31 protein-coding genes are annotated in these 26,224 nt (G+C 72.3%); 28 read left to right on the top strand and 3 right to left on the bottom strand.

Translation table 11 applies throughout. The annotated features are described in order from the left end of the window. Positions 1-120: 120 nt before the first annotated feature. From fliD to ETU37_RS16655, 28 genes are all read left to right on the top strand, one after another. Positions 121-1,503 carry a flagellar filament capping protein FliD gene (gene fliD, locus ETU37_RS16790; protein ID WP_129988508.1) on the top strand — a complete coding sequence of 461 codons (1,383 nt, stop codon included), beginning with the start codon at positions 121-123 and terminating at the stop codon, positions 1,501-1,503. Positions 1,504-1,520: 17 nt separating this feature from the next. After that, complete coding sequence (locus ETU37_RS16785) at positions 1,521-1,892, top strand: flagellar export chaperone FliS (protein ID WP_129988507.1); 372 nt, start codon at positions 1,521-1,523, stop codon at positions 1,890-1,892. Between the two features lie 4 nt (positions 1,893-1,896). Beyond that, positions 1,897-2,208 carry a hypothetical protein gene (locus tag ETU37_RS16780; RefSeq protein WP_129988506.1) on the top strand — a complete coding sequence of 104 codons (312 nt, stop codon included), beginning with the start codon at positions 1,897-1,899 and terminating at the stop codon, positions 2,206-2,208. Positions 2,209-2,381: 173 nt separating this feature from the next. After that, on the top strand, positions 2,382-2,738 hold the full coding sequence (gene flgB, locus ETU37_RS16775) for a flagellar basal body rod protein FlgB (RefSeq protein WP_129988505.1): 357 nt from the start codon (positions 2,382-2,384) through the stop codon (positions 2,736-2,738). Further along, a complete protein-coding gene (gene flgC, locus ETU37_RS16770) occupies positions 2,738-3,136 on the top strand; it encodes a flagellar basal body rod protein FlgC (protein ID WP_129988504.1) in 399 nt (132 codons plus the stop codon). Before flgB ends, flgC begins: the two co-directional genes overlap by 1 nt. Positions 3,137-3,185: 49 nt before the next feature. Beyond that, complete coding sequence (gene fliE, locus ETU37_RS16765) at positions 3,186-3,548, top strand: flagellar hook-basal body complex protein FliE (RefSeq protein ID WP_129988503.1); 363 nt, start codon at positions 3,186-3,188, stop codon at positions 3,546-3,548. Beyond that, positions 3,548-5,134, top strand: a complete 1,587-nt coding sequence (gene fliF / locus ETU37_RS16760; protein WP_129988502.1) for a flagellar basal-body MS-ring/collar protein FliF — start codon at positions 3,548-3,550, stop codon at positions 5,132-5,134. The genes fliE and fliF overlap by 1 nt, the downstream gene beginning before the upstream one ends. After that, positions 5,134-6,150, top strand: a complete 1,017-nt coding sequence (gene fliG, locus ETU37_RS16755) for a flagellar motor switch protein FliG (RefSeq protein WP_129988501.1) — start codon at positions 5,134-5,136, stop codon at positions 6,148-6,150. The genes fliF and fliG overlap by 1 nt, the downstream gene beginning before the upstream one ends. Further along, positions 6,131-6,844, top strand: a complete 714-nt coding sequence (locus ETU37_RS16750) for a FliH/SctL family protein (RefSeq protein ID WP_129988500.1) — start codon at positions 6,131-6,133, stop codon at positions 6,842-6,844. The genes fliG and ETU37_RS16750 overlap by 20 nt, the downstream gene beginning before the upstream one ends. Further along, the gene (locus ETU37_RS16745) at positions 6,841-8,154 is read left to right on the top strand and encodes a FliI/YscN family ATPase (RefSeq protein ID WP_129988499.1); all 1,314 of its coding nucleotides are present in this window, start codon (positions 6,841-6,843) and stop codon (positions 8,152-8,154) included. Before ETU37_RS16750 ends, ETU37_RS16745 begins: the two co-directional genes overlap by 4 nt. Further along, entirely contained in the window at positions 8,151-8,639 is a 489-nt protein-coding gene (locus ETU37_RS16740) for a hypothetical protein (RefSeq protein WP_129988498.1), read from the top strand. Before ETU37_RS16745 ends, ETU37_RS16740 begins: the two co-directional genes overlap by 4 nt. Next, positions 8,636-9,661 carry an NlpC/P60 family protein gene (locus ETU37_RS16735; protein WP_129988497.1) on the top strand — a complete coding sequence of 342 codons (1,026 nt, stop codon included), beginning with the start codon at positions 8,636-8,638 and terminating at the stop codon, positions 9,659-9,661. The genes ETU37_RS16740 and ETU37_RS16735 overlap by 4 nt, the downstream gene beginning before the upstream one ends. A gap of 5 nt (positions 9,662-9,666) precedes the next feature. After that, positions 9,667-10,905 carry a flagellar hook-length control protein FliK gene (locus ETU37_RS16730; RefSeq protein ID WP_165372570.1) on the top strand — a complete coding sequence of 413 codons (1,239 nt, stop codon included), beginning with the start codon at positions 9,667-9,669 and terminating at the stop codon, positions 10,903-10,905. A gap of 5 nt (positions 10,906-10,910) precedes the next feature. After that, positions 10,911-11,324: a flagellar hook assembly protein FlgD gene (locus ETU37_RS16725; RefSeq protein WP_129988495.1), complete on the top strand. Its 414-nt coding sequence runs from the start codon at positions 10,911-10,913 to the stop codon at positions 11,322-11,324. Between the two features lie 52 nt (positions 11,325-11,376). Next, a complete protein-coding gene (locus tag ETU37_RS16720; protein ID WP_129988494.1) occupies positions 11,377-12,228 on the top strand; it encodes a flagellar hook protein FlgE in 852 nt (283 codons plus the stop codon). 30 nt (positions 12,229-12,258) lie between these two features. Continuing rightward, entirely contained in the window at positions 12,259-12,795 is a 537-nt protein-coding gene (locus ETU37_RS16715; protein WP_420819116.1) for a flagellar FlbD family protein, read from the top strand. Then, entirely contained in the window at positions 12,795-13,562 is a 768-nt protein-coding gene (locus ETU37_RS16710) for a motility protein A (protein ID WP_129988492.1), read from the top strand. The genes ETU37_RS16715 and ETU37_RS16710 overlap by 1 nt, the downstream gene beginning before the upstream one ends. 1 nt (position 13,563) lies before the next feature. Then, positions 13,564-14,457 (top strand): OmpA/MotB family protein, encoded by an 894-nt coding sequence (locus ETU37_RS16705; protein WP_129988491.1) that lies wholly within the window; start codon positions 13,564-13,566, stop codon positions 14,455-14,457. Between the two features lie 64 nt (positions 14,458-14,521). Further along, on the top strand, positions 14,522-14,965 hold the full coding sequence (locus tag ETU37_RS16700) for a flagellar basal body-associated FliL family protein (protein ID WP_129988490.1): 444 nt from the start codon (positions 14,522-14,524) through the stop codon (positions 14,963-14,965). Between the two features lie 165 nt (positions 14,966-15,130). Further along, positions 15,131-16,078: a flagellar motor switch protein FliM gene (locus ETU37_RS16695; RefSeq protein ID WP_129988489.1), complete on the top strand. Its 948-nt coding sequence runs from the start codon at positions 15,131-15,133 to the stop codon at positions 16,076-16,078. An 18-nt stretch (positions 16,079-16,096) separates the two neighbouring features. Next, on the top strand, positions 16,097-16,825 hold the full coding sequence (fliN, locus tag ETU37_RS16690; RefSeq protein WP_129988488.1) for a flagellar motor switch protein FliN: 729 nt from the start codon (positions 16,097-16,099) through the stop codon (positions 16,823-16,825). A gap of 31 nt (positions 16,826-16,856) precedes the next feature. Continuing rightward, positions 16,857-17,678, top strand: coding sequence for a flagellar biosynthetic protein FliO (fliO, locus tag ETU37_RS16685; protein WP_129988487.1), 822 nt, complete (start codon positions 16,857-16,859; stop codon positions 17,676-17,678). Next, positions 17,675-18,640: a flagellar type III secretion system pore protein FliP gene (fliP, locus tag ETU37_RS16680; RefSeq protein WP_129988486.1), complete on the top strand. Its 966-nt coding sequence runs from the start codon at positions 17,675-17,677 to the stop codon at positions 18,638-18,640. The genes fliO and fliP overlap by 4 nt, the downstream gene beginning before the upstream one ends. A 2-nt stretch (positions 18,641-18,642) precedes the next feature. Further along, positions 18,643-18,912 (top strand): flagellar biosynthetic protein FliQ, encoded by a 270-nt coding sequence (locus ETU37_RS16675; protein WP_129988485.1) that lies wholly within the window; start codon positions 18,643-18,645, stop codon positions 18,910-18,912. 15 nt (positions 18,913-18,927) lie between these two features. After that, entirely contained in the window at positions 18,928-19,698 is a 771-nt protein-coding gene (gene fliR, locus ETU37_RS16670; RefSeq protein ID WP_129988484.1) for a flagellar biosynthetic protein FliR, read from the top strand. Beyond that, on the top strand, positions 19,695-20,840 hold the full coding sequence (locus tag ETU37_RS16665; protein ID WP_129988483.1) for an EscU/YscU/HrcU family type III secretion system export apparatus switch protein: 1,146 nt from the start codon (positions 19,695-19,697) through the stop codon (positions 20,838-20,840). Before fliR ends, ETU37_RS16665 begins: the two co-directional genes overlap by 4 nt. Positions 20,841-20,983: 143 nt before the next feature. Next, positions 20,984-23,080, top strand: a complete 2,097-nt coding sequence (flhA, locus tag ETU37_RS16660; RefSeq protein ID WP_240755786.1) for a flagellar biosynthesis protein FlhA — start codon at positions 20,984-20,986, stop codon at positions 23,078-23,080. A 28-nt stretch (positions 23,081-23,108) separates the two neighbouring features. Next, on the top strand, positions 23,109-23,348 hold the full coding sequence (locus tag ETU37_RS16655) for a hypothetical protein (RefSeq protein WP_129988482.1): 240 nt from the start codon (positions 23,109-23,111) through the stop codon (positions 23,346-23,348). Between the two features lies 1 nt (position 23,349). On the opposite strand, the gene ETU37_RS16650 is transcribed toward ETU37_RS16655, so the two are convergent. The 3 genes from ETU37_RS16650 to hisC form a co-directional block, all read right to left on the bottom strand. Beyond that, on the bottom strand, positions 23,350-23,982 hold the full coding sequence (locus ETU37_RS16650; RefSeq protein WP_129988481.1) for a GNAT family N-acetyltransferase: 633 nt from the start codon (positions 23,980-23,982) through the stop codon (positions 23,350-23,352). Next, the gene (locus ETU37_RS16645) at positions 23,979-24,959 is read right to left on the bottom strand and encodes an EamA family transporter (RefSeq protein ID WP_165372569.1); all 981 of its coding nucleotides are present in this window, start codon (positions 24,957-24,959) and stop codon (positions 23,979-23,981) included. The genes ETU37_RS16650 and ETU37_RS16645 overlap by 4 nt, the downstream gene beginning before the upstream one ends. Before the next feature lie 108 nt (positions 24,960-25,067). Continuing rightward, on the bottom strand, positions 25,068-26,153 hold the full coding sequence (hisC, locus tag ETU37_RS16640; protein WP_129988479.1) for a histidinol-phosphate transaminase: 1,086 nt from the start codon (positions 26,151-26,153) through the stop codon (positions 25,068-25,070). Positions 26,154-26,224 lie beyond the last annotated feature (71 nt).

Genomic DNA, 26,224 nt, shown 5'->3' with positions numbered 1-26,224 from the left:
CCACAGCCGACGGCTCCCGCGGCCCCGCACGACCAGTAGTACCCGGTGGGGGCAGGTGCACCGCACCTGCCCCCACCGTCCTGATCGCCCACCGAACCGAGACACGAGAGGACACAGACGATGGCCGGCACCAGCGTCAGCGGACTCGTCAGCGGTCTCGACACGGCGACGATCATCAACCAGCTCATGCAGCTGGAGGCCCAGTCGCAGACCCGACTGAAGACGAAGGTCACGACGGAGCAGAGCGCGGTCACCGCGCTGCAGTCGCTGAACAGCAAGCTCAGCACGCTGATGTCCAAGGCCGCCGACCTCGCGAAGTCGACGGGGGCGTGGAGCACTCGCACCGCCTCGACCACCAGCCCGACCGTCACCGCGGTCACCGACGCGGGCGCGACGGCCGCCAGCGTCTCGTTCACCGTCGACAAGCTGGCCACGCGAACCAGTGCGACGTACACGACCGAAGGCACCCGGACAGCCGCGGTCGTCGCGGCGAGCACGCCCTTCACCATGACCTTCCACGGCACCACCATCTCCGGGATGGACACCGGGGACGGTTCCCTCGAAGACATCGCCGCCTCGATCAACGCCAAGGCCGGAGACAAGCTGAGCGCCGTCCTCGTGCGCAGCGGCACGGACGCCGGCGGGGAGGCGACCTACCGACTGGCCGTCTCCTCCACGTCTACGGGTGCGAACACAGACTTCACGCTGGACGGCGCACTCCTCGGTCCGGTCGTGGCCGGGACCGATGTGCCCGGTGCCGACGCGGAGATCACCGTCGCGGGACAGACCATCAAGTCCTCGACGAACACGTTCGACGAGCTGATGCCCGGCGTCGACGTGACACTCGGCTCCGACACCGAGCTGACGAAGTCCGTCACCGTCACCGTCGCGACGGACCCGCAGGCACTGACCGAGAAGGTCAAGGCGATGGTCGACGCGGTCAACGCCGTCGTGGCGGACATCGACACCCTCACCAACTACAACTCGGCCACCAAGAAGGCCGGCCTGCTCGCGGGCGACACCACGCTCCGAGCGGTTCGCGACCAGATCGTCACCGCGGTGACCAGCGGCGTCGCCGACCCTGCCGGTGGCGGGAGCCTCTCGCTGGCGAGCGTGGGAGTCCAGGTCGACCGCAGCGGCAAGCTCACCTTCGACGCCGACAAGTTCAAGGCGGCCTACGCCGCGGGCCCGGCGACGACCATGGCCTTCTTCGAGGACGCTGACGGGTCGGGCGCGGACGAGGGCGTCGCCACCAGACTCGAGGCGCTCGCCAAGACGTTCAGCAACTCGGTCGACGGTGCCGTGACCAGCCTGGTCAAGGGCCGCCAGTCGAAGATCGACGGGCTCAACGACGCGATCGAGAGCTGGGACGCTCGCCTGGCCCTTCGCCGGACAGCCCTCGAGCGGCAGTACGGCGCCCTCGAGGTCGCCCTGGGCAAGCTGCAGAGCCAGTCGTCCTGGCTCGCCGGACAGATCGCCTCGCTCCCGAGCACGTCGAGCTGAGGCTAGGAGACTCTGACATGAACGCGCGCAACGCATACGTGACCTCGTCCGTGCAGACGGCCAGCCCGACCCGGCTGCTGATCATGCTGTTCGAGCGCCTCGGCCGCGATGTCGAGATGGCCGCCGTCGCCCAGGAGGCCGGCGACCACCTGGCCGCCATGCCGCACCTGCTGCACGCGCAGGAGATCGTCATGGAGCTGATGACCTCGCTCCGGCACGACGTCTGGGACGGCGCCGACCGTCTCGCCTCGATCTACGGCTGGCTCCACAAGGAGCTGGTCCGGGCCAACACCACCCGCGACGCCGCGATCACCCGCGACTGCCAGAGCCTGGTCGACCCCCTGGTCGAGACCTGGCGCCAGGCGGCGCTGGTGGCTGCGGCGGGGTGACCCCATGAACGAGTCGTGGAACGCTGCCTGGGAGTCGGCGCTCGACGACCTCGAGCTCACCCTGGAGGAGACGGAGCACCTCCTCCAGGGTGGGCACCCACCCGCCGAGCCGGCGGCGTGGACCCCGCCCGTGATGCCGTGCCCGCTGCCGGCCGCGATGGCCGACCGCGCCCGGTCCCTGCTGGCCCGCCAGCAGGAGGTCATCGTCCGGGCGGCGCAGGCCGCGGCCAGCGCGCGCAGCAGCGCGTCGTACGTCGACCGGGTCGCCGAGACCCGTGCGGGCGCCCGGCCCCTCTACGTGGACATCAGCGCGTAGCACGACGGTTCGTCTGGGATCGCCCTGCACAAATCACCCCGTAATTCGCAGACGAATCGTTTTCGAAAACCTCAGGTGGCCCCCGCGGCTGCCGAACGGACGTGCGAGCCAGGAAGGCTCACCCTTCTGCCGACGGACCGGCGCCCTGTGACGAGATCACGGAGACCCCGGTCATGCTCATCTCTGCGTCGGACCCCGTCGCCGCTGCCCTCGGCAGCGCGCTCGACGGTCTCGCCCTGCGCCAGCGGGTGGTCGCGGACAACATCGCGAACATGGACACCCCGGGGTTCATCGCCTCCACGGTCGACTTCGAGGGCTCCCTCCGCTCCGCGCTGTCCGGCTCGATGACCGAGGCGGACGTCTCCTCGACGGTCTCCGCATCGACGGCTCTCCCGGGCGCTGACGGCAACAACGTCGACCTCGGCACCGAGACGCTCAACGCGATGCAGTCGACGTTCCGCTACCAGCTCGTCTCGCGCGCGGTCGGTGACCGGGCGGCCCTCGTCACGACGGCGATCGGTGGTTGGTGATGGGCGCCTTCGACATGATGAACATCGCCGGCTCCGGGCTGTCGATGCACCAGACCTGGCTCGACACGCTCAGCTACAACATCGCGAACGTCAACACCGTGCGCGCCACGAGCGAGAACGCCTTCCAGGCGCAGTACCTCATGGCCCAGGCCCAGGACGGCGCCTCCGGCGTGCGGGTCTCCGGCATCGCTCAGGGCGACCCGGAGGGCCGCCTCGTCTACCAGCCCGACCACCCGCTGGCCGACGAGGAGGGCTACGTGCGCATGCCCGACATCGACCTCGGCTCGCAGATGAGCCAGCTGATCATGGCGCAGCGCGGCTTCCAGGCGCAGTCGTCGGTGATCAAGAACGCCCAGGACGTCTACCAGTCGGCCCTCTCGATCGGACGCAACGCATGAACACCCCAACACGCCGCTCGCTTCGCTCGCACCGCGCCGGGGACCCCGCATGAGCATCAACGGCATCGAGTCGATCGGCGGCTTCACCCCGATGACTCCCGTCACCCTGCGCAGCCCCGCCGCCGGTGCGGCCGGTGCCGCGAGCGGCGTGCAGCCGCTGTCGGGTACGTCGGGCGTCAGCGGCGCCGGCGGCGCGGAGTTCGGCGACATGCTCAGCCAGGGCCTGCAGAACCTCGAGGGTCTGCACGACCGCGCCGACCAGCTCGCGGTCCAGGCGGCCACCGGCGACCTGCAGTCGCTGCACGACTACACGATCACCGCGACCGAGGCCTCGGTTGCCACCCAGCTCACCACTGCCGTTCGTAACAAGGCCGTCGAGGCCTTCCAAGAGATCATGCGGATGTCGATCTGATGCGCCAAGCACTCACCGGTGGCCTGCAGAACCTGCAGCGCACCTTCGGATCCTTCACCGCCGGCCAGAAGGTCGTCGCGGTCATCGGCAGCCTCGCCCTGGTGCTCGCCGGCGTCATGGTGTTCCGCTGGGCGTCGACCCCGTCGTACGCGCCGCTGTTCACCAACCTCGCCCCCGCCGACGCCTCGGCGGTCGTCGAGCAGCTCGACGCCTCCGGTACGCCGTACGAGCTCACCGACGGCGGCAACACGATCATGGTGCCGCGCGACTCCGTCTACGACACCCGCATCCAGCTCAGCGGCGAGGGCCTCCCGAGCCAGAGCACCGACGGCTACTCCCTCCTCGACGGCCAGAGCCTGTCGACGTCGCAGTTCCAGGAGCAGACCTCCTACAAGCGCGCGATCGAGGGCGAGCTCGAGAAGACCATCGAGGCGCTCGACCCGGTGCAGACCGCGGTCGTGCACGTCGCCCTGCCGCAGGAGGAGCTCTTCGAGAGCGACACCAAGCCGGTCACGGCGTCCGTGCTCGTCGCCACCGGCCCCGGCAACACCCTCGACAGCGGCCAGGTCCAGGCCGTCGTCCACCTCGTCGCCTCCAGCGTCGAGGGCCTCGACCCCAAGCAGGTCACGGTCACCGACTCCACCGGCCAGGTGCTCTCCGCCGCCGGCGACGACGCCGCCACGCTCGGCGACGCCCGCGCCCAGCAGGTCGAGTCCTTCGAGCAGGACATGCAGTCCTCGGTCCAGCAGGTGCTCGACCGCGTCCTCGGCCCCGGCAACTCCGCCGTGCAGATCACCGCCGACCTGAACTTCGACAAGACCACCACCCAGACCACCCGCTACTTCAGCGACCCGAGCTCGACGCCGCTGCGCGACTCGACCAGCACCGAGACCTACACCACCCCCGGCGGCACCGCGGGCGGTACGGCGGGCGGCGTGGTCGGTCCGGACGGCCAGCTCAGCACCGACACCACCTCGACCGACGGCGGCACGAGCTACGAGAAGGAGTCGCGCACCTCCGACAACGCGGTCAACACCGAGGTCGAGCAGCGTGAGGCCGCACCCGGCAACGTCGAGAGCCTGCACGTGGGCGTCGTGCTCGACACCCAGGCGCTCGGCGAGATCCAGACCACCGACGTGCAGGACCTCGTGTCCTCGGCGCTCGGCGTCGACGAGCAGCGCGGCGACACCGTCGAGGTGACCAGCATGCCGTTCGACCGGACCGCCGAGGAGGACGCCGCGGCCGAGCTCGCGGCGGCCGAGAAGGCCGACTCCCGCGCCGAGATGATCAGCATGGGCAAGACCGGCGGCCTGGTGCTCCTGGTCCTCCTGGTCCTGCTGGCCGCCTGGCGGCAGAGCAAGCGGCGGATGAAGGCCCGCGAGCAGGCGACCAGCTACGTCGTCGAGCAGCTGCGCCGCAACGAGCCGCCGGCCGCGGTCGCGTCCCCGCTCGCCACGCCCGCCCTCGACGCCGGTCACGCCGAGCTCCGGATGGCGGCCCGTGACGAGATCGCCGCCCTCGTCGAGCGCCAGCCCGAAGAGGTCGCCCAGCTGCTCCGCGGCTGGCTGGTCGAGGCGGAGCGCTGATGACCGTCGTCGCCATGCCCGCGGAGGGCCTCCGCAAGGCCGCCGTCCTGCTCGTCCAGATGGGCCAGGAGAACGCCGCCCGCGTGCTGTCCTTCATGGCCGAGACCGAGGTCGAGGCGATCTCGTCGGAGATCGCCCAGCTCGACGCCGTGTCCCTCGGCGAGACCGAGGCCGTCCTCGCCGAGTTCCGCGACCTCACCACCGCGCAGGTGAACCTGATGCGCGGTGGCCCCGACTTCGCCCGCGCCCTGCTCACCGACTCGCTCGGCCCCGAGCGTGCGGACGAGATCATGGGCCGGCTCGCGGCCAGCGCCATGAAGCTGCCGTTCCAGTTCCTGCACCGCGCCGACCCGCGCCAGCTCGTGTCGTTCATCCACGGCGAGCACCCGCAGGTCATCGCCGTCGTGCTCGCGCACCTGCGCAGCGAGAAGGCCAGCATGGTCCTCTCCGGGCTCGACCCGCTCCTGCAGGCCGACATTGCGCACCGGATCGCGGTGATGGACCAGGCCTCCCCGGAGGCGCTCAAGCGGGTCGAGGAGCGCCTCGAGCGCAAGATGTCGTCCGTCCTCCAGCCCGCCGACATGGCCAAGGTCGGCGGCCTCGACCCGCTCATCCAGATCATCAACCGCGCCGACCGGGCGACCGAGCGGCTCATCGTCGACGGCCTCACCGAGCGCGACCCCGAGCTGGCGGAGGAGGTCAAGAGCCGGATGTTCATGTTCGAGGACATCACCCTCCTCGAGGACAAGGACGTCCAGCTCGTGCTGCGCCAGGTCGACAACTCCGACCTCGCCCTCGCGCTCAAGGGCGTCAACGACGAGGTCCGCACCAAGGTCACCACCAACATGTCCGAGCGCGCGGCCACCACGCTGCTCGAGGACGTCGAGCTGCTCGGCGCCGTCCTGCTCCGCCAGGTCGAGGAGGCCCAGCAGAAGATCATCCTCGCCATCCGGCGCCTCGAGGAGTCCGGCGAGATCACGCTGAGGAGGGGAGCCGATGACGAGTACGTCGTCTGAGTCGGTCGTCCTTCGCGGCGACCTGCCCAGCGCTCCCGTGGCCGCGGTCGCCCCGGTGGCCGTCGGCGACCTGCGCGCCGGCACCTGGACCCGCCTGGGCGCCAGCACCGTGCTCGGCGACAGCGCGACCGAGGCCACCCTCGGCGCGCTGGCCGACCGCACCCGTGCGGCCGGCATGGCGCAGGGGTACGCCGCGGGCTGGGCCGAGGGCCGGCAGCGCGCGCAGGAGGCCGCCGACCAGGCCGCCGCCGAGCGCGTCGCCGCCGACCAGCGGGCCGCCGCGCAGCTTCGCGCCGACCAGCAGGCGCTGGTGGCGTCGCTGGGTGACGCGGTCGCCCATGTCGACGCCGTCCTGGCCGAGCGCCAGGAGCTGATCGCCACCGAGGCCGTCGACCTGGGCCTGCGGATCGCCGAGGCGATCCTCGGCCGCGAGCTCGCCGTCATGACCGACGCCGGCGCCGAGGCCCTGCGCCGCGCGCTCGCCGAGGTGTCCCCGACCACCGCCGCGACCGTCCGGCTGCACCCGGCCGACGCCGCGGCGCTCGACCCCACCGCGATCGCCGGCCGGACCGTCACCGTCGTCGCCGACCCGACCGTCGCCGCCGGCGGCGCCGTCCTCGAGACCGAGGTCAGCACCGTCGACGCGAGCCTCGAGACCGCCCTCGCCCGCGTGCGGGAGGCCCTGGGCCGATGAGCACCCTGATCGACGCCCACGTCCTCGACCGCGCCCTCACGGCCGCTCGCCCCGCCGTCCGCGGCCGGCTCGTCGAGCTCAAGGGCCTGCACCTGCTCAGCCGCGGGGTCGACGCGGCCGTCGGCGAGATCCTCGAGGTCGAGGGCACCCAGGGACCCGTGCTCGCCGAGGTCGTCGCCAGCACGCCCGCCGGACTGGTCGGCGTCCCGCTCGGCAGCACCCACGGCCTCCGCGCCGGCGCCGCCGTCCGCGCGACCGGCTCGCCGCTCACCGTCCCCGTCGGACGCGCCCTCACCGGCCGCGTGCTCGACGGCCTCGGCCGCCCGATCGACGGCGGCCCCCCGCTCGACGCCCTGCCGCGGGTGTCCGTCGAGAACCAGACCCCCAACGCGCTGCTCCGCGGCCGGGTCGAGACCCAGCTCGGCCTCGGCGTACGGGCGCTCGACGCGCTCGTGCCCTTCGGCCGCGGGCAGCGCGTGGGCATCATGGCCGGCTCCGGCGTCGGCAAGTCGACGCTGCTGTCGATGATCGCCCGCGGCAGCGAGGCCGCGATCTCCGTCATCGCCCTGGTGGGCGAGCGCGGTCGCGAGGTCCGGGAGTTCCTCGAGAACGACCTCGGTCCCGAGGGCCTCGCCCGCTCCGTCGTCGTGGTCGCCACCTCCGACGCGCCGCCGGTCGAGCGGCTGCGCGCGGCGTTCGTCGCCACCCGGATCGCGGAGTGGTTCCGCGACGAGGGCGAGGACGTCGTGCTGATGATGGACAGCCTCACCCGCGTGGCGATGGCCCAGCGCGAGATCGGCCTCTCCGCCGGCGAGCCCCCGGCCACGCGCGGCTACCCGCCGAGCGTCTTCGGGCTGCTGCCGCGGCTGCTGGAGCGCGCCGGGCCGGGCGAGGTCGGCAGCATCACCGGCATCTACACCGTCCTGGTCGAGGGCGACGACCTGCAGGACCCGATCGGCGACACCGCCCGGTCGATCCTCGACGGCCACGTCGTGCTGTCCCGGCGGCTCGCCACCAGCGGGCACTTCCCGTCCATCGACGTGCTGGAGTCGGTGTCCCGCGTGGTGTCCGCCGTGACCACCCCCGAGCAGCGCGGCGACGCCGTCGGGCTGCGCCGGCTGCTCGCTGCGCACCGCGACGTCCGCGAGCTGGTCGAGATCGGCGCCTACGTGCCCGGCGGCAACGCCGACGCCGACCGCGCCATCGCGCTCATGCCGCTCGTGGACGAGTTCCTGCGTCAGGACCTCGACGAGCGCAGCGACGCCGCCGAGACCTGGCAGCGGCTGCACACCCTCCTGGAGACGACATGACGACGAAGGTCCACGAGGACGACCGCGGCCTCGCCGCCGTCCGCCGCGTCCGGGTCGCCCGCGAGAACGACTCCCGGGTCGGCCTCCAGCACGCCCTGACCGAGTCCCGGGTGGCCGACGCCGCCGCGGTGCGAGCGCAGCAGCGCCTCGCCGGTGCGCCCACCTTCGGCACCGGGATGCTCGCCGACTTCCAGATGCACCGCCTGCTGGTCACGGCGATGGCCGACGACCAGCGCTCCTCGGAGCAGTCCGCCGCCGCCAGTGCGCGCATCGCCGAGGAGGCCCGGCACCGCTGGATCGCGGACCGCACGGCGGTCCGCGTCGCGGACCAGCTGCTCGACCGTCGCAGCGCCGCCCGCGCCGAGGCCCGGGCCCGCCGCGAGGCCGCCGAGCTCGACGACCTCGCCGCCACCGCCTGGCTGCGCCGTACCGCCGAGCAGGCCGAGCAGGCCGAGCAGGCCGAGCTGCTGGAGGACGCCCGATGAGCGTCACGGACGTCGCGGCGCGCATCCAGCAGCTGCAGAGCCAGTTCGCCCTGCTCAACAAGGGCATCGGTCAGGCCGGGGGAGTCGCCGGCGGCGACGCCTTCGCCGCCGCGATGGCGTCCGCCACCGAGGGCCCGGGCAGCACCACCGCCGCTCTCGCCACCGACGGCACCGACCTCGCGAGCGCCCTCAGCGGCCTCACCGGCACGGGCACGCCGGCCGCCGGAACCGCGAGCGAGCAGTCCGTGGTCGCCGAGGCCCGCAAGTACCTCGGCGTCCCCTACGTCTGGGGCGGCACCGACCCGCAGAAGGGCCTCGACTGCTCCGGGCTCGTCCAGCTCGTCTACAAGAACCTCGGCATCGACCTGCCCCGCGTCTCCTACCAGCAGGCGACCCAGGGCCAGAAGGTCGCGAACCTCGACCAGGCCCGCCCCGGCGACCTGCTCGCCTTCGGCAGCCCGACCGTCAACCACATCGCCATCTACATCGGCGACGGCAAGATGATCCACGCGCCCCGCCCCGGCGAGAACGTCGAGGTGTCCGACGTCTACACCACCCCGGTCGCGATCCGCCGCATCCTGCCCGACAGCACGACCACGGCCCGGATCGGCGGGGTCACCGCGGCGTCCGGCGCCCTCAGCACCCCGTACGCCGACCTGTTCCAGGCCGCCGAGAGCAAATACGGCGTGCCCGCCACCCTGCTCGCGGCCGTCGCCAAGCAGGAGTCCGGCTACAACGCGAGCGCGGTCAGCCCGGCCGGCGCCCGCGGCCTCATGCAGATCATGCCGGCGACCGCGCAGGGCCTCGGCGTCGACCCGATGCAGCCCGCGCAGGCCGTCGACGGCGCCGCCCGGCTGCTCAAGGACCTGATCGGCCGCTTCGGCCGCGTCGACCACGCCCTCGCGGCCTACAACGCCGGACCCGGCGCCGTGCTGCGCTACGACGGCATCCCGCCGTACCCCGAGACCCAGCGCTACGTCCCGGCCGTGCTCGGGATCCAGCGTGACCTGGAGGCAGCGTGACGATCATGCCGATGGCGCCGATGCCCACGACCGTCCCCGTGGCGGCCGACGGCGCGGGAGTGCCCACGGACGCAGCAGGCTCGGGCCTGGCCGGCGAGACCTTCGCGGCGCTCATGGCCGCTCAGCTCGGCGACCCCGCCGCCGTCCCCGCCGGGACCGGGACCGCCGAGCCGGGCGTCGAGGCCGAGGACGCCCCCGCGACGCTCACGGTCACGACCGACGCCGAGACACCGGTGGTTCCCGCCGGCCTGGTGGTGCCGACGGCCGTCACGGTGCCGGTCCCGGCCCCGCCGACGCCCGCGACCACGACGACCACGACAGCCACGAGCACCGCGACCGACGGCGACGAGCCCGTCGAGCCGGCGCCCGGCACCGACAAGGTCCGGGGCCGCTCCGCGCAGGCACCCGGCCACACCGGGACGCTGCCCGAGCGCGCCGCCGCGCCGGCCCACGAGCACGCCCGCCCCGGCGGGTCCGGCAGCCCCGAGGTCGAGCACGCGCCCGAGCCCGTCGCGGCCATGACGACCCCGGCCCCGGCCACGCCCGCGAGCCCCGCCACCCCGCCGGTGCCGCAGACCGACGCCGCCCAGGTCACCCAGCTGACCCCGGTCGCCCCCGTCACCGCGGCCACTCCGGCCGCGCCCGCCACGCCGGCCACCCCCGCGCCGGCCTCGTCCCCGGCCGCGCCCGTCCCGAACCCCGTGCTCGACCAGGTCAAGCCGACCTTCACCAGGCTGGTCAGCGGCCCCGAGGGCACGCACCGGATGATGCTCCGCCTGCACCCCGCCGACCTGGGCGAGATCCACCTGACCGTCCGGGTCAGCGGCGACACCGTCGACATCACCGTCGCGGCCCGGCCCGAGGCCCGCGCCATGCTCGTGGACGGTCACGGCGAGCTGCGCGGCCTGCTCGACTCCGTCGGCCGTACCGCCACCCACATCACCTTCCGCGACCTGCCCGGCACCGGCACCGCGGTCCAGGTCGTGCAGACCGGCGCCCAGCAGGGCGCCAACCCCGACGGCCAGTCCGGCGCCCAGCAGGGCGGCCACGCCACTCCCGACCAGGGCTTCGCCGGCCGGTCGGGTCAGTCGGGCGGAAACGGTCATTCCGGGGCCGGTGCTGCCGATCATGCCTCCAGCAGTCCTCGGGACGGTCGTCCCGGCGTGCCCGCCGAGACCCGTCCGACCACCACCACCCCCAGGACCGCCGGCCACGTGCGCGGCGCCCTCGACGTGAGGATGTAGCACCGATGTCCGTACCTGCCATCGAGTCGTTCGGCACCTCGACGACCCCGCAGACGAGCACCGCGTCGTCGGCCACCCAGATGGACAAGGACCTGTTCCTCAAGCTGATGGTCACCCAGCTGAAGAACCAGGACCCCATGAACCCCCAGGACTCCGCGGAGTTCCTGGCGCAGACCGCCCAGTTCACCTCCCTCGAGAAGCTCGAGGCGGTCGCCACCCAGAGCTCGCAGGCATTGGCCGCACAGATGGCCTTCGGTGCGAGCAGCCTCGCCGGACGCACGGTCACGTACGTCGGTGAGGACGGCACCACCGAGACCACCGGGAAGGTCGACGCGGTCCGCTTCGCGGCGGCCGGCCCGATGCTGTCGGTCGGCGGTGTCGACGTACCGATCGCCAACGTCGTCACGGTCGCTGCCTGACGTCTGCTCCACCACCACGCACGAGAACCACCCCTGAAGGGACACCACCACCATGCTCCGCTCGCTCTTCTCGGCCATCTCCGGCCTCCGCGCGAACCAGACCATGCTCGACGTCACGGGCAACAACATCGCCAACGCGAACACCGTCGGCTTCAAGGCCAGCAACGTGCTGTTCCAGGACACCCTCAGCCAGATGATCACCGCGGGCGCGGCCCCCGCCGGCGCCCAGGGCGGCCAGAACCCGATGCAGGTCGGTCTCGGTGTCCAGGTCGGCGGCATCACCACCAACTTCAACCAGGGCTCGGCGCAGGTCACCAACCGGCCGACGAACCTGATGATCTCCGGCGACGGCTTCTTCGTCGTCAACCGCGGCGGCGAGAACATCTTCACCCGCAACGGCGCGTTCAACTTCGACAGCGAGGGCAACCTCGTCACGCTCGACGGCGACCTGGTCCGCGGCTACCCCGCCGGTGCCGGCGGGGCCTTCGACACCACGGCGGCGCCGGGCGACATCACGATCCCGGACATGGTCGACGAGACCCTGGCCAACCCGATGCGGTCGTACCAGATCGGCAACGACGGAGTGATCACCGGCATCTACGCCGACGGCACGAAGACCCCGCTGTTCCAGATCGCGATGGCCAACTTCGCCAACCCCGAGGGCCTGACCAAGATGGGCGACACGTCGTTCCGCGAGGGTGTCAACTCCGGCACCCCGCAGCTCGGTGCCGCCGGCACCGGCCGCCGCGGCGAGCTCATGAGCGGCTCGCTGGAGATGTCGAACGTCGACCTCGCCCAGGAGTTCACCAACCTGATCATCGCCCAGCGCGGCTTCCAGGCCACCTCGCGCGTGATCACCACCTCGGACCAGGTGCTCGAGGAGCTCGTCAACATCAAGCGCTGATCGCGCTCGTGACCTGCGGTGCCCCGGCCCATGGGCCGGGGCACCGTCGCGTCCGGCCTCGTCCCGGCGCGGGCAGCGCTCCCGCCGCTGCCGCGAAATCGGACAAAAAGGCACGGCCGGGCCCCTCAGATCGACCCGGCAGCAGCCGAAGTACTTGGTGCCGGCCACGGATGGCCGCACGTTCGACCGCACAAGGATGGTGCACCGATGGTGACGCTCACGCGTATGACGGGCGCGCAGTTCGCGCTGAACCCGGATCTGATCGAGCGCGTCGACTGCACCCCTGACACGGTCATCACCCTGGTCGACGGGACGAAGTACATCGTCCTGGAGTCCCTGGCCGAGGTCGTCGCCGCCGTGCGCGACTTCCGCGCCGCCGTGATCGGCGCCGCCGGCTCGTTCGAGCACGGTGCCGAGACCCCCGCCCGCCGCGGCCGGCTCACCGCCGTACCCGCCACGGACGCCGAGGGTCGCGACCGTCACGACGGTCACGTGGACGGCAGCGCCCACGATCTCGACGAGCCCGTCGACGGGCCCGTCGTGCCGCTCACCCCGAGGAGCCTGTGATGGACCGCGCGACACCGATCGGCATCGGCCTGGCGTTCGCGGCCATCCTCGGGGCCAACGTCCTCGAGGGCGGCAACCCGATGTCGCTGATCCTCATGCCCCCCATGATCCTGGTCATCTTCGGCACCCTCGGTGCCGCGATCGCCGGTTGCACCCTGGCGGACATGAAGAGCTCGTTCGCCGCGCTGAAGACGGCGATGGGCTACAAGGCGACCCCGCCCGCCGAGCTGGTCCCTGTGGTGGTGGACCTGGCTGACAAGGCGCGCCGGGGCGGGCTGCTGACCCTCGAGGACGCGGTGGCGGAGATGGACGACGAGTTCCTCAAGAAGGGCGTGAGCCTGGCCGTCGACGGCACCGACGCCGAGGAGATCCGCGAGATCCTCGAGGCCGAGTCGATGGCCAAGAAGAAGAAGGCGAAGCAGGACGCCAAGTTCTACAACGACATGGGCGGCTACGCGCCGACCATCGGCATCATCGGCACCGTCATGGGCCTCGTGCACGTGCTCGAGAACCTGTCGGAGCCGGACAAGCTCGGTCACCTCATCGCGGGCGCGTTCGTCGCGACCCTGTGGGGTGTCATGACGGCCAACGTGATGTGGCTGCCGATCGGCAGCCGGATCACCCGCATCGGCGACCTCGAGGCCGCTCGCATGGAGGTCGTCATCGAGGGTGTCCTGGCCGTGCAGGCCGGCTCCAACCCGCGTGTGGTGGCGCAGCGTCTGGAGTCCCTGCTGGCCATGGACCCCGACGAGGCCAAGGCGGCCTGACATGAGCCGGAAGAAGAAGCACGAGGAGCACGAGGAGCACGCGAACCACGAGCGGTGGCTAGTGTCGTACGCCGACATGATGACCCTGCTGATGGTGCTCTTCATCGTGCTGTTCGCGATCAGCCAGGTCGACCAGAAGAAGTTCAACGAGCTGCGCGAGGGCATGGCGGCCGGCTTCGGCCAGCAGCCCTCGCCGTTCCAGGGCGACCGCTCCGTGCTCGCGGAGGCCGGCGTGGCGCCGATGGCGCCGATCGCCCCCGGACAGGTCACGACCGAGACCGACCAGACCGCGATGAACGGCGAGAAGCCGCAGGCCACGTCGGAGCAGGCGCAGCAGGCGGCCGAGGAGCGGAACCGCAACCTGGCCGAGGCGATCCGCGAGGTCAACCGGCTCGAGGAGCTGCGCAAGAAGGTCGACGCCGCGCTGCGCAAGCACGGCCTCGCCGACGACGTCTCGATGCGGATCGACGAGCGCGGCCTGCGGATCAGCCTGGTCTCGCGGCACATCGTGTTCGCCCCCAACGTCGCCGACCTGAGCCCTCGCGGCGTCCGCGTCCTCGACGTGATCGCCCCGGTGCTGCACGACCTGGACAACCAGATCGAGGTCGCCGGCCACACCAACCAGGTGAACGTGAAGCCGAAGTACTACCCGAGCGACTGGGAGCTCTCGGCCGCGCGCGCCGTGACGGTGCTGCGGCACCTCAAGGAGCGCGGCGGGGTTCCCGGCCACCACATGGTGGCCGCGGCGTACGGGCACGAGCAGCCGCTCATCGACCCCAGCAAGCCCGGCTCGCAGGAGCTCAACAAGCGCGTGGACATCCTCGTGCTCTCGACCGCCCGCGACGAGGTGCGCGCGCTGTTCGACGAGGCCCTCCGCACCCAGCACCTGACCTGACCGACCCCGCAGCGCACGACCCGAACCGCACCGCACGACCCGAACCGACCAGAGGACTTGAGACATGAGCACGACGACCGTGGCCCCCGACGAGGCCGAGGGCACCAAGAAGGGCGGCAAGAAGAAGCTGCTCGTCATGGTGCTGGCCGTCCTGCTGCTCGGCGGTGGCGGCGGCTACTGGTTCTTCCTCAAGCCGGCCTCCGCCGAGGAGGAGAAGCCGGTCCCGGGCGAGGTGCTGCCGCTCGAGGCGATCCAGATCAACCTCCAGGACAGCCACTACCTGCGCATCGGCCTCGCCCTGCAGCAGGTCGAGGGCGGCGGTCACGGCGAGCTCGACGGCAGCAAGGCGCTGGACGCGGCGATCGACATCTTCTCCGGCGAGAGCATGGAGGAGCTGTCCCAGAAGAAGTACCGGCACAAGCTCAAGAAGGAGCTGGAGCACGAGCTCGAGGAGCTCTACCACGAGGACGTGATGGGGGTGTACTTCACCGACTTCGTGATGCAGTAGCCCACGAGCGCAGTCAAGGGGGGTGCGGCGCCGGCCCAGGGAGGGGCCCGGCGCCCACCTACCCGCACCGCACACCAGGCCCGGGGCCGGCGTCAGGGACGACGCCCGCCGCCGAGCGCCGCACAAACTCCTCAGGTCACGCCGCAGGACGCCGATACGTCCGCCGTGAACGCCTCGCCCCGCACCGTGCGCAGTCGCGTGCTGCCCTCCGCCGGGCAGGTCCGCCGTGCGCCCGAGCAGGTGACGGCGTACGACTTCCGCCGCCCGCTGACGCTCTCCCGCGAGCACCTCCGCGCGCTGCAGCTGGCGTTCGAGACCTTCGGCCACCAGGCCGGCACGATCCTCACCTCCGCCCTCCGCTCCGTCTGCCTCGTCGAGGTCGTCGACGTCGAGCAGCAGACCTACGCGGAGTACGTCGAGAGCCTCGACGACCTCACCTACCTGACGGTGTTCAGCGCCGAGCCGCTCCAGCAGGCCGGCGCCCTCGAGATGCCGCTCACGGTCGTCATGACGCTCGTCGACAAGCTCCTCGGCGGCCCCGGCAGCAAGGTGCAGCCGGAGCGCCAGCTCACCGACCTCGAGACCGCGGTGGTCTCGGGCCTCTACGAGCGGCTGGTGGCGGAGGTCCGCCACGCGTTCGCCGAGATCGTCCCGCTCGCGCCGGTCGTCAAGGGCGTCGAGTACAACCCGCAGCTCGCGCAGGTGGCCGGCGGCTCCGACGCCATGGTCGTCGCCCGATTCGTGCTGCGTCTCGGTGAGGCCGAGCACCCGGTGTCCCTCTGCCTGTCCTTCTCGGGTCTGCTGCCGTTCCTGACCGCCGCCGACGCGACCGAGCAGGTCTCGGACCGGGAGCGCGCCGAGCGCGAGCAGAGCTCCCGCCGCCTCGCGGCCGGCATGCAGACCGTCCCGGTGGACGTCGCCATCCGGTTCCGCACCACCACCGCCGACCCGATGGAGCTCTCCGGGCTCCGCGTCGGCGACGTCGTGAAGCTGCGGCACCCGGCCGCCGCTCCGCTCGACGTCGTCGCCGCCGACGTCGTCTTCGCACACGCCACCCCCGGCGCCCAGGGCACCCGCCTGGCCGCCCTCGTCGTCGCACCCCCGACCCAGTAACCACGCAGGAGCCGACCGATGACCACCACCTCCGAGCTGCACCCGGGCACCGTCGACCGGGTCGTCGCCGCCGCCGAGGCCGCCCTGGCCCTGGTGCCGGCCGGCGCCCCGCTGGCGCTCGACGCCCCCCGGGCGGCCGTCGACGTCGACCCGGCCGCGTGGGCGGCCGGCGCCGTCGCCGCGCTGAACGCCGGTGGCGCGAACGCCCAGGTCGCCGTCCTTGTCGGCCCGGACCTGGTCCAGGCGCTCGCCTCCGCCCCGGCCGGTGCCCTCGACCTGGGCGCCGCGCTGCAGCCCGCCCTCGACGCCGCCGCGGCCGCCCTCGGCTGCGCCGCGAGCGCCGGACGGACCCTGACGGCCGGCGAGGTCGCCGCGCTGCTCACCCCGGACGCGGTCGCCGTACCGCTGCAGGCCGGTGGCGTCCCCGCCGCCGTCGTCGTCGCCCGTACGGCGTCCGAGACCCCCACCGTCCGCGGCCTCGACTCCGCCGCCTCCCAGGTTCGCGGTGTCGAGCTCCTGCACGGCGTGGCCATGGAGGTCACCGTCGAGCTCGGCCGCACCCGCCTGTCGGTGCGCGACCTGCTCGCGCTGACCCCCGGTGACGTCGTCGAGCTCGACCGCGCCGCCGGCAGCCCGGCCGACCTGCTGGTCAACGGTCGCCTGATCGCCCGAGGCGAGGTCGTCGTCCTCGACGAGAACTTCGCCCTGCGCGTCACCGAGATCGTCGCCCAGTCCGCCACGGCCTGACCCGGCCTCACCTCACGGGACCACCACCACCATGATCGAGCTCGTCCTGCGCCTGGGCCTGTCCCTGGGCATCGTGCTGGGGCTGTTCTGGGCCATCGCCCGGACCGGCTCCAAGCGCATGGGCGGGTCCCGGTCGCTGCTCAAGGTGCGGTCCCGGCAGTCCCTGTCCCGCTCCTCGAGCGTCGCGGTCGTCGAGGTCGGCAACCGGATGCTCGTGGTCGGGGTCAGCGACGGCGGGGTGCGCCTGCTCACCGAGCTCGATCCGCAGGAGCTCGGCGAGACCGTCCCCGCCGCCGAGGCCGTCGCGACCGCCGCGCCCGGCCGGCGTGCGGCCCGCGCGCCGCGCGGTCTCCGGGTCGGCGGCGTCGCCAAGGTCGCCCGCGCCGAGGGCGGCAAGCGCCGCGCCGGTGTCCCGGTGGCCGCTCCGGCCACGGCCCTCGAGGTCGTCGAGCCCGCGCCCGCCGCGGCTCAGCCGGCCGCCGCTGCCGCTGCTGCCGAGCCGGTCGCCCCCGACTTCGCCTCCGTCCTCGCCGCCGCCCGGGCCGCACGCCCGGTCGAGCCGGTCCGGCCGGCCGCGCCGCGCGTCCCCGCGCCGACCCTGCCCGACCAGCTCGTCGCGGCCATGCCGGCCGCGCTCGTGGCCATCGCCGAGGCCGAGCTGGCCGCGGCCCGCCCGGTCACCCACGTCACCCAGGTCAGCCCGGCTCCCGTCCGGGCCCCCGCGCTCGCCGCGGCGGCGCCCGCGTCGGACTCGCCGCTGGCCGGGTCGATCCTCGCGCCCGACACCTGGAAGAGCGCCTGGGCCGCGATGTCCGCGCGGACGCCGCGAGCCGCCTCGCAGGGCCGCTCATGACCCATCGCCCCGCCGCCCGGCGCGTCCTCGGAGCGCTGGCCGTCCTCGGCTGCGTCCTGGCCGCGCTGCTGCTCGTCGGCGTACCGGCCCAGGCCGCGGACCTGCCGAACACGCCCGCCCCCGGCACCGACGGAACCGGCGTCACCGGCACCGTCACCGGCGAGGACGACCTGCCCACGCCGGGCGCCGGCCGCGGTACCCAGGTCCAGGAGAGCCCGGACAGCACCGGAACCCGGCCGACCGGCCCTGCTGGTCCCGGCGGCCCCAGCGCCGGCACCGCCGACGGCTCCGGCGACATCACCATCGAGCTCAATGACATCACCAAGAAGCCCAGCACGCCCATCGTCGCGCTGCTCGGCCTCACCCTGCTGTCGCTGGCCCCGGCGATCCTGCTGACCTGCACCAGCTTCACCAAGATCCTGGTCGTCCTCGGCCTCACCCGGAACGCGCTGGGCCTCCAGCAGATCCCGCCGAACCAGGTGCTCGCCGGCCTCGCGCTGTTCCTCAGCATCTTCATCATGGGTCCGGTCCTGAACCAGATGAACGACGAGGGCCTGCAGCCCTACCTCGACGGCTCCAAGTCGCAGATCCAGGCCTTCGACGACGGCGTCGAGCCGCTGCGGGAGTTCATGCTCGCGCAGGCCGGGGACAAGGAGGTCGCGCTGCTCACCGAGGTCGCCGGCAAGGACAAGCCGGCCAGCCCCGAGGACGTCGAGCTCACCACGCTCATCCCGGCGTTCGTGCTGAGCGAGCTGAAGCAGGCTTTCATCATCGGCTTCATGATCTTCATCCCGTTCCTGGTGATCGACATCGTCGTCTCCGCGGGACTGATGTCGCTCGGCATGATGATGATGCCGCCGGTCATGGTGTCGCTGCCGTTCAAGCTCCTGCTGTTCGTCCTCGTCGACGGCTGGGGTCTGATCGTCCGCTCCCTCGTCCAGTCCTACGGAGGTGGCGGCTAGCCATGACCGACTCCGCCGTCATCGAGATCGCGCTGCAGACCATGGTCGTCGCGCTCAAGCTCTGCCTGCCGATCCTCATCCCGGCCCTCGTCATCGGCTTCGTGATCTCGCTGATCCAGTCGATGACGCAGATCCAGGAGTTCACCCTCGCCTTCGTGCCGAAGCTCGTCGGCGTCGGCGTCGCCCTCCTCGTGTCCGGCAACTGGATGCTGCACACGCTGATCTCGTACACCCAGGACCTGTTCGCCCGCATCCCCGGCCTGCTGGGCTGACGGGGAGCCACCTCCATGGTCCTGCAGATCGAGGGCGTCACGGTCCTGACCTACGTGATGGCGTCCCTGCGCATCGTCGCGTGGCTGGTGATCGTGCCGCCGTTCTCCACCCGCGCCGTACCGGTGATGGCCAAGACGCTGCTCGCGCTCGGCCTCGCGCTGGCGGTTGCGCCGCAGCTGCACCAGGCCGACACGCTCTCCGCCGACGCCGGCACCCTGATCGTGGTCGCCGTCCAGGAGGTGATGATCGGCGCGACGATGGGCTTCGTGACCTACGTGATGTTCGCCGCCGTCCAGGCCGCCGGTGACCTCATCGACACGTTCGGCGGCTTCTCGCTGGCCGCGGCGTTCGACCCGCTGAACCAGACCTTCAACTCCATCCACGGCAAGCTGTTCTCGATGCTCGCCACGATGCTGCTGTTCGCGAGCAACGCGCACCTGCTGGTGATCGGCGGCCTGCTGAAGACCTTCGAGTACCTCCCCGTGGGCAGCACCTGGCAGCCGGACAACGCCATCGAGGTGGTCACCACCGCGTTCGGCGTGTTCTTCACGTCCGCGGTGCAGATCGCGCTGCCGCTCATCGCGGTGCTGTTCGTCGCCGACCTCGGCCTGGCGCTGCTCACCAAGGTCGCGCCGCAGCTCAACGCGATCGGGATCATGTTCCCCGCCAAGATCGGCCTCACCCTGCTCGTGGTGGGCATGTCGTTCGCGGTCCTGCCCGACGCGCTCACCCGCCTCGTCGAGAGCATCTCCGACGCCACGAAGGCCCTCGGGATCACGTCATGAGCGCCGGCGGTGGCTCCGAGGAGAAGACCGAGAAACCGACTCCCAAGAAGCTCAAGGAGAGTCGCAAGGAAGGCACGGTCGCCCGGACGCCGGAGATCGGCGCCTGGGCCGGTGTGCTCGCGCTGGCGATGTCACTGAACTGGATGGTCGGGCACGGCATCGAGAAGATCACGAACCTCCTCGGCGAGACCCTCGTCGCGATCGACCGGCCCAGCGACGAGCGGGCGCTCAGCCTGCTCGGCGAGGCCGCGCAGCTGATGCTGGTGCTCTCTGCGGCGTTCGGCACCTTCATCCTCGTCATCGCGGTGATCGGTGCGGTCGCCCAGGGCGGCCTCTTCTTCGCCACCAAGGCGCTGAAGCCCAAGTGGTCCCGGCTCAACCCGCTCGAGGGCGCCAAGCGGCTGTTCGGCCCGCACGCCCTCTGGGAGGGCGCGAAGATGCTGGTCAAGAGCGCGCTCGTCGGCGTCTTCGTCTACCGGGCGGTGCAGGACCTGATGCCGCTCGTCGGCGGCCTGGTCCCGCTGTCGGTCGCGATGGAGATCGCCGCCGACGCGGCCACCGGCCTGATGCGCGACGTGGCTGCCGCCGGCCTGGTCGCGGCCGGCGCCGACTACGCGATGTCCCGCCGCCGGACGATGAAGCAGGTCCGGATGACCAAGAAGGAGATCCGGGACGAGCACAAGAACTCCGAGGGCGACCCGCTCATCAAGAGCGCGCTCCGCTCCCGGCAGCTCGCCGCGGCCCGCAACCGGATGATGGCCGACATCCCCGAGGCCGACGTCGTGCTGGTCAACCCGACCCACGTCGCGGTCGCCATCCGCTACGAACCCGCGAAGGGCACCCCGCGCGTGGTCGCCAAGGGCGCCGGTGCGATCGCCACCAAGATCCGCGAGGCCGCGAGCGAGCACGAGGTGTCGATGGTCGAGGACGTCCCGCTCGCCCGGGCGCTGTACGGCGCCTGCGAGGTCGGCCAGGAGATTCCGCCGGAGCTCTACCAGGCGGTCGCCCAGGTGCTCGCGTTCGTGCTCAGCCGCAAGGCCGCCGGCCACCCTGCCGGCCGCCACCGCACCCCACGCGACCTGGCCCCGCTGCCGGACGTGCCCAAGCACCGCCGCCGTACCCCAGCAGCCGCCTCCGTGTAACGGGCGAAACGCCTCAGGTCGGGCATCCGGCCTGCCGATACCACCGGTGCCAGGACGGCGGCCGAAGCAACTGCACCACGGACGGTGCGTACCGGGTGGTCGAGCACGTGTGCGACCACCGACGCTCCTACCGATGAGGTCCCGTGGCCGAGAACGCCCCGCGTCACAACGCGAAGCCCGCGCGTCAGCGCGTGATGACGCAGATCGGCGTGCCGGTCGGCATCGTCGCGATCGTCGTGATGCTCGTCGTCCCGCTGCCGCCCGTGGTGCTGGACATGCTGATCGCGTTCAACATCACCGCCGCGCTGCTCATCCTGCTCACCGCGATGTTCGTCCACCGGCCGCTGGACTTCGCGTCGTTCCCCGCCCTGATCCTGGTCGCCACGCTGTTCCGGCTCGCGCTCAACGTGAGCGCCACCCGGCTCGTGCTGCTCGACGGGTACGCCGGCAAGGTCATCGACACCTTCGGCCACTTCGTGATCGGCGGCTCGCTGATCGTCGGCATCATCGTGTTCGCGATCCTGATCGTCATCAACTTCGTGGTCGTCACCAACGGTGCCGGCCGCGTCGCGGAGGTCGGGGCGCGGTTCACCCTCGACGCCATGCCCGGCAAGCAGATGGCGATCGACGCGGACCTCAACTCGGGCCTGATCACCGAGGACGAGGCGCGACGCCGTCGTGCCGAGGTCGCCGGCGAGGCCGACTTCTACGGCGCGATGGACGGCGCCTCGAAGTTCGTCAAGGGCGACGCGATCGCGGCGATCATCATCACGCTGGTCAACCTGATCGGCGGCTTCACCATCGGCATCGTCCAGCACGAGATGTCGTTCGGCGACGCGGTGTCGACGTACTCCCTGCTGACCATCGGAGACGGCCTGGTCTCCCAGATCCCCGCTCTGCTGCTCTCGGTCGCCACCGGCATCATCGTCACCCGTGCCGCGGGCGACGCCGACATGGGCTCCGACCTGATCGGCCAGCTCTCCCGCCAGCAGATGCCCATGCGCATCGCCGGTTTCGGCGCCCTCGGCCTGTGCCTGATCCCGGGCATCCCGAAGCTGCCGTTCCTGGTGTCCGGCGGGCTGCTGCTGTTCCTCTCCACGCGGGTCACCCCGCAGTCCGAGATCGACGAGGCCCGGGCGATCGAGGCCGCGCAGGCCGAGGCCGCCGCCGGCCCCGCGCCGGACTCGATGGAGGCGCTGCTCGACGAGATCCGCGTCGACCCGCTCGAGCTCGAGCTGTCCGGCGACATCATCGACCTGGTCGACCCCGCCTCCGGCGGTGACCTGCTGGACCGGGTGAAGGCGCTGCGCCGCAAGGTCGCCGTCGACCTCGGCGTCGTCGTGCCGCCGGTCCGCACCCGCGACAACCTGGACCTGCCGATGGGCACCTACGCGATCCGGCTCTTCGGCGTCGAGGTCGCCCGTGGCGAGGCGCCCCCCGGCACGGTCCTCGCGATCGGCGACGGCCTCGAGGGGCTGCCCGGCCGCCGCACCCAGGAGCCGGTGTTCGGGCTCGCGGCCGTGTGGGTCCCGGTCGAGCTCCGCAGCCAGGCCGAGCTCGCCGGCGCCACCGTCGTCGACCGCTCGTCGGTGCTCACCACGCACCTCGCCGAGGTCGTCCGCGGGTACGCCGCCCGGTTGCTCGGCCGCGAGGACGTCAAGATGCTCACCGACGTCGTCCGCCGCACGCACCCGGCCGTCGTCGAGGAGCTCACCCCGGCGCTGCTGTCGCTCGGCGAGATTCACCGCGTGCTGCAGGTGCTGCTCGACGAGCAGGTCTCGGTGCGCGACCTCTCCCGCATCTTCGAGGCGCTGTCCCTGCGCGCCCGGGCCTCCAAGGACATCGACGGCCTCGTCGACGCCGCCCGCGAGACGCTGGGGCCGGCCGTCGTGGCGCCGTACGTCCAGGACGGCACGATCAACGTGATCAGCTTCGAGCCGCTGCTCGAGCAGCGGCTGCTCGAGGGGCTGCGAGTCGCGGAGGGCGGCGGCTTCCTCGCGCTCGACGCCGACCTCACCCAGGCGCTGCTCACCCAGCTCGCCCAGCTCGGCACGGCCGCCGAGGAGCAGAACCTCACCCCGGTGCTGGTCTGCGCCCCGCAGATCCGGGCGGCGGTGCGCCGGATGGTCGCGCCGTCGATCAACCGGATGCCGGTCATCTCGTACGGCGAGCTCACCGGCCCGGTCCAGATCCGCTCCGTCGGCGTGGTGAACGGCCAGGCGCCGGCGATGGCGCTATGACTTCTCTGACGACTGCAGGAGGAACCCCGTGAGCCCCTTCTCCGCCCCGGTCCTGGTGGCTGCCGCGCTGGTCAGCTCGCCGGCGCTCTGGAACGTCATCCAGGGCACCACCCCGGCCGAGGTCGCGCTGACCCGCTACCTGATCAGCGTGGTGCTGTGCTGGATGGCGCTCGCGGCCGTGGCGATGCTCATCGGCCCCGTGCCTCCGGCCAAGCCCGTCACCCCGGCCGACGCCGACGCCCCGACCGAGCAGCTCCCGGTCGTCTGACTCACGTCCTCGGCGCGGCCGCCCAGGTGGTCAGCGGGGCCCGCCGCGTCCAGCCCAGCCGCCCGTAGAGGAGCTGGCCCTCGGGGGAGGCCGCGAGCACGCCGGTCGTCGCGCCCTGTTCGAGCGACCACGCGGTCAGCGCCTGCATGACCCGCGTGCCGAGCCCGCGCCGCTGGAAGCCATCGTGGGTGCGGATCCGGTCGAACACGGCGTGGTCGCCGGCCAGCCCCACCTGCCCCTCGGCGGCGTGCTCGCCGTCGACCGCCACCCGGGCGAACGCCCGGGCGCCGTCCACCTCCAGCAGCACTCCTCCCGGGGCCGCGACCTCGCTCAGGGTGGTGGTCATGAGGGCCTCGTCCTCGTCCCGCACGGGGACGGCGGGGTGCTCGACGCCCGGCGCCGGGCCGAACACCGTCGCCCACATGTCCTCCGTGCGGGCCACCTCGTCGAGCGCCGCCGCGAGCACCTCCGGCGACGGCTCGACCATCACCAGCTCGCGGCGCCGGGACCGCGACTCCGGCCCGAGGTCGACTTCGACGAGACCGGGGCGGTGACGGATCGTGGCGCCGCGGCTGACCACCCAGCCCGCGAGCCAGCGGTCGACGAGCTCCGTCAGGTCGGCCGGCGCGCTCACAGGTGCGGAGGCTCCACGACGACGGCCGCCCGTCGCGCGGACTGCGCGAGCACGATCCCGGCGACGACGGCCGCGCAGCCGATCACGGCCACGGCCCCGAGCGACTCGCGGAACCAGATCCACCCCAGCACACTGACTCCCACCGGCTCCAGCATGGACGCCATCGTGACCGTCGTCGCGGGCAGGTGCTGCAGCGCGAGGAGCGCGACGGCGAAGGGGATCAGCGTGCCCAGCAGGATCACCCAGGTCAGCGCGGTCCACACCGGCACCGACAGGCCGTCGAGCCGGCCGAGCAGGGGAGCGGCGTCGTCGAGCAGCCCGGTGTCGAAGCCGGTGAGCGGCGAGACCAGGTTCATGGCGACGGTGGCGACGAGGAACGCCCACAGGATCACCCGCAGGGGGTCGAGCAGGCCGACGCCGTGCTCGCCGATGAGGAAGTACGCCGCGAAGCACACCGCCGCCCCGAGACCCGCGACGATGCCGACCGTGTCGAACGCGAGGCCGCGCCAGATGCCCGTCACGGCGGCCATGCCGACGAGCGCCAGACCGAGCCCGACCCACATCCGAGGGCGCACCGACTCCTTCTGGACGACCCGCGCCCAGAGCGCGACGAGGATCGGCGCCTGGTACTCCAGCAGCAGCGCCATCCCGACCGGGAGCCGGTCGATCGCGACGAAGTAGGTCCACTGCAGCCCCGCGACGCCGACCAGGCCGTGCAGCACGAGCAGCCACCCGAGCCGTCCCGTCGGTGGCCGGAGCGCACTCGGCCGGAACGCCGCCGCGACCCCCACCAGCACCAGCGTCGTACCGGTGAGGCGGATCGTGGTCAGCGTGGCCGGGTCCACCCCGGCGCGCAGCGCGACGCGGGAGACGCCGGCGTTGACGACGAAGAGCAGCGCCCCGAGCACCACCAGGCCGAGACCGAGCGCCGGGCGGCGGACGGCAGCCGTGGGCGGAGCGAGCAGGGTGGTGGACACCGGACCAGCGTAAGGGCTGTCCGGTCGTGATGCTCCTGTCGTCTCATACCGATATCGGTAGTCGGACCGTGACCCGTGGGTCACTCCTGGACTACCGACATCGGTAGCTCAGGAGGCGAAGGCCGGGGTCACCGAGAGCAGGACGTCGTTGCCGGCGGGCTCGCCGATGGTCACCCGCGCGCCGTCGCCCGCGAAGGGGCGCACCATGACGCCGGCCTCGTCGGCGGCCTTCGCGAACTCCAGGGTGCGGTCGCCGAGGCCGAGCCAGACGAAGTTGCCCTGCGCGTCGGGCAGGTCGAACCCCTGGTCGCGCAGGGCGGCGACGACCCGCGCACGCTCGGTGACGATCGCATCGACGCGCTCGAGCAGCTCGGCCTCCCGTTCGAGCGACGCGACCGCCGCGGCCTGTGCCACGCTCGACACCCCGAACGGCAGCGCGCAGGCCCGCACGGCCGCCGCGACCTCGGGATCGGCGACGGCGTACCCGACCCGGAAGCCGGCCAGGCCGTAGGCCTTCGCGAACGTGCGCATGGCGACCACGTTGGGTCGGGCGCGGTGGAGCGCGACACCGTCGACGGGGTCGTCGATGCGTACGAACTCGCGGTAGGCCTCGTCCACCACGACGAGGACGTGCGGCGGCACCTTGGCCAGGAACGCCTCGAGCTCGCTGTGCGTCACCGCCGGACCGGTCGGGTTGTTGGGGGAGCAGACCAGCACGACCTTGGTCCGGTCGGTGATCGCGGCCGCCATCGCGTCGAGGTCGTGCCGTCCACCTGCCGCCAGCGGCACCTGGACGGACGTCGCGCCCGTCACCGCGACGGCGATCGGGTAGGCCTCGAACGACCGCCACGCGTAGACGACCTCGTCGCCGGCCTCGCAGAACGCCTGCAGCAGGTGGTAGATCACGGCGACCGACCCGGTGCCGGCCGCGAGGTGCTCGGTCGGCACTCCCAGCCTCTCGCTGAGCGCGGCGTACAGCGCCGTACAACCCATGTCGGGGTAGCGGTTCATCCGGCCGGCCGCCTCGACCGCCGCCTCGACCACGCCCGGCAGCGGGTCGAAGGGGTTCTCGTTGGAGGAGAGCTTGTACGTCGTCAGCCCCGGTCGCGCCGCGGGCGGCTTGCCGGGCACGTAGGCGGGGATGTTCGCGATGGCCGGTCGCACCACCGGGCCGCTCTCCTCAGGCGTGGTCATGGCGGTCACCCTAGTCCGCGCGGCTGGACTGGTCCGACGCCGGCCGATGGCCCGATCGGGCTACTCGAGAA

Origin of the sequence: Nocardioides iriomotensis (assembly GCF_004168035.1) — a bacterium.
GTDB classification, from domain to species: domain Bacteria; phylum Actinomycetota; class Actinomycetes; order Propionibacteriales; family Nocardioidaceae; genus Nocardioides_B; species Nocardioides_B iriomotensis.
Note: the sequence above shows the minus strand (reverse complement) of the source record. Positions and strands in the feature narration are given on the sequence as shown.

Excerpts from the sequence above, each read along its gene's own strand:
- fliD (WP_129988508.1), top strand. The coding sequence starts at position 121 with ATGGCCGGCACCAGCGTCAGCGGACTCGTCAGCGGTCTCGACACGGCG.
- ETU37_RS16785 (WP_129988507.1), top strand. The coding sequence starts at position 1,521 with ATGAACGCGCGCAACGCATACGTGACCTCGTCCGTGCAGACGGCCAGC.
- ETU37_RS16780 (WP_129988506.1), top strand. The coding sequence starts at position 1,897 with ATGAACGAGTCGTGGAACGCTGCCTGGGAGTCGGCGCTCGACGACCTC.
- flgB (WP_129988505.1), top strand. The coding sequence starts at position 2,382 with ATGCTCATCTCTGCGTCGGACCCCGTCGCCGCTGCCCTCGGCAGCGCG.
- flgC (WP_129988504.1), top strand. The coding sequence starts at position 2,738 with ATGGGCGCCTTCGACATGATGAACATCGCCGGCTCCGGGCTGTCGATG.
- fliE (WP_129988503.1), top strand. The coding sequence starts at position 3,186 with ATGAGCATCAACGGCATCGAGTCGATCGGCGGCTTCACCCCGATGACT.
- fliF (WP_129988502.1), top strand. The coding sequence starts at position 3,548 with ATGCGCCAAGCACTCACCGGTGGCCTGCAGAACCTGCAGCGCACCTTC.
- fliG (WP_129988501.1), top strand. The coding sequence starts at position 5,134 with ATGACCGTCGTCGCCATGCCCGCGGAGGGCCTCCGCAAGGCCGCCGTC.
- ETU37_RS16750 (WP_129988500.1), top strand. The coding sequence starts at position 6,131 with ATGACGAGTACGTCGTCTGAGTCGGTCGTCCTTCGCGGCGACCTGCCC.
- ETU37_RS16745 (WP_129988499.1), top strand. The coding sequence starts at position 6,841 with ATGAGCACCCTGATCGACGCCCACGTCCTCGACCGCGCCCTCACGGCC.
- ETU37_RS16740 (WP_129988498.1), top strand. The coding sequence starts at position 8,151 with ATGACGACGAAGGTCCACGAGGACGACCGCGGCCTCGCCGCCGTCCGC.
- ETU37_RS16735 (WP_129988497.1), top strand. The coding sequence starts at position 8,636 with ATGAGCGTCACGGACGTCGCGGCGCGCATCCAGCAGCTGCAGAGCCAG.
- ETU37_RS16730 (WP_165372570.1), top strand. The coding sequence starts at position 9,667 with ATGCCGATGGCGCCGATGCCCACGACCGTCCCCGTGGCGGCCGACGGC.
- ETU37_RS16725 (WP_129988495.1), top strand. The coding sequence starts at position 10,911 with ATGTCCGTACCTGCCATCGAGTCGTTCGGCACCTCGACGACCCCGCAG.
- ETU37_RS16720 (WP_129988494.1), top strand. The coding sequence starts at position 11,377 with ATGCTCCGCTCGCTCTTCTCGGCCATCTCCGGCCTCCGCGCGAACCAG.
- ETU37_RS16715 (WP_420819116.1), top strand. The coding sequence starts at position 12,259 with ATGGGCCGGGGCACCGTCGCGTCCGGCCTCGTCCCGGCGCGGGCAGCG.
- ETU37_RS16710 (WP_129988492.1), top strand. The coding sequence starts at position 12,795 with ATGGACCGCGCGACACCGATCGGCATCGGCCTGGCGTTCGCGGCCATC.
- ETU37_RS16705 (WP_129988491.1), top strand. The coding sequence starts at position 13,564 with ATGAGCCGGAAGAAGAAGCACGAGGAGCACGAGGAGCACGCGAACCAC.
- ETU37_RS16700 (WP_129988490.1), top strand. The coding sequence starts at position 14,522 with ATGAGCACGACGACCGTGGCCCCCGACGAGGCCGAGGGCACCAAGAAG.
- fliN (WP_129988488.1), top strand. The coding sequence starts at position 16,097 with ATGACCACCACCTCCGAGCTGCACCCGGGCACCGTCGACCGGGTCGTC.
- fliO (WP_129988487.1), top strand. The coding sequence starts at position 16,857 with ATGATCGAGCTCGTCCTGCGCCTGGGCCTGTCCCTGGGCATCGTGCTG.
- fliP (WP_129988486.1), top strand. The coding sequence starts at position 17,675 with ATGACCCATCGCCCCGCCGCCCGGCGCGTCCTCGGAGCGCTGGCCGTC.
- ETU37_RS16675 (WP_129988485.1), top strand. The coding sequence starts at position 18,643 with ATGACCGACTCCGCCGTCATCGAGATCGCGCTGCAGACCATGGTCGTC.
- fliR (WP_129988484.1), top strand. The coding sequence starts at position 18,928 with ATGGTCCTGCAGATCGAGGGCGTCACGGTCCTGACCTACGTGATGGCG.
- ETU37_RS16665 (WP_129988483.1), top strand. The coding sequence starts at position 19,695 with ATGAGCGCCGGCGGTGGCTCCGAGGAGAAGACCGAGAAACCGACTCCC.
- hisC (WP_129988479.1), bottom strand. The coding sequence starts at position 26,153 with ATGACCACGCCTGAGGAGAGCGGCCCGGTGGTGCGACCGGCCATCGCG.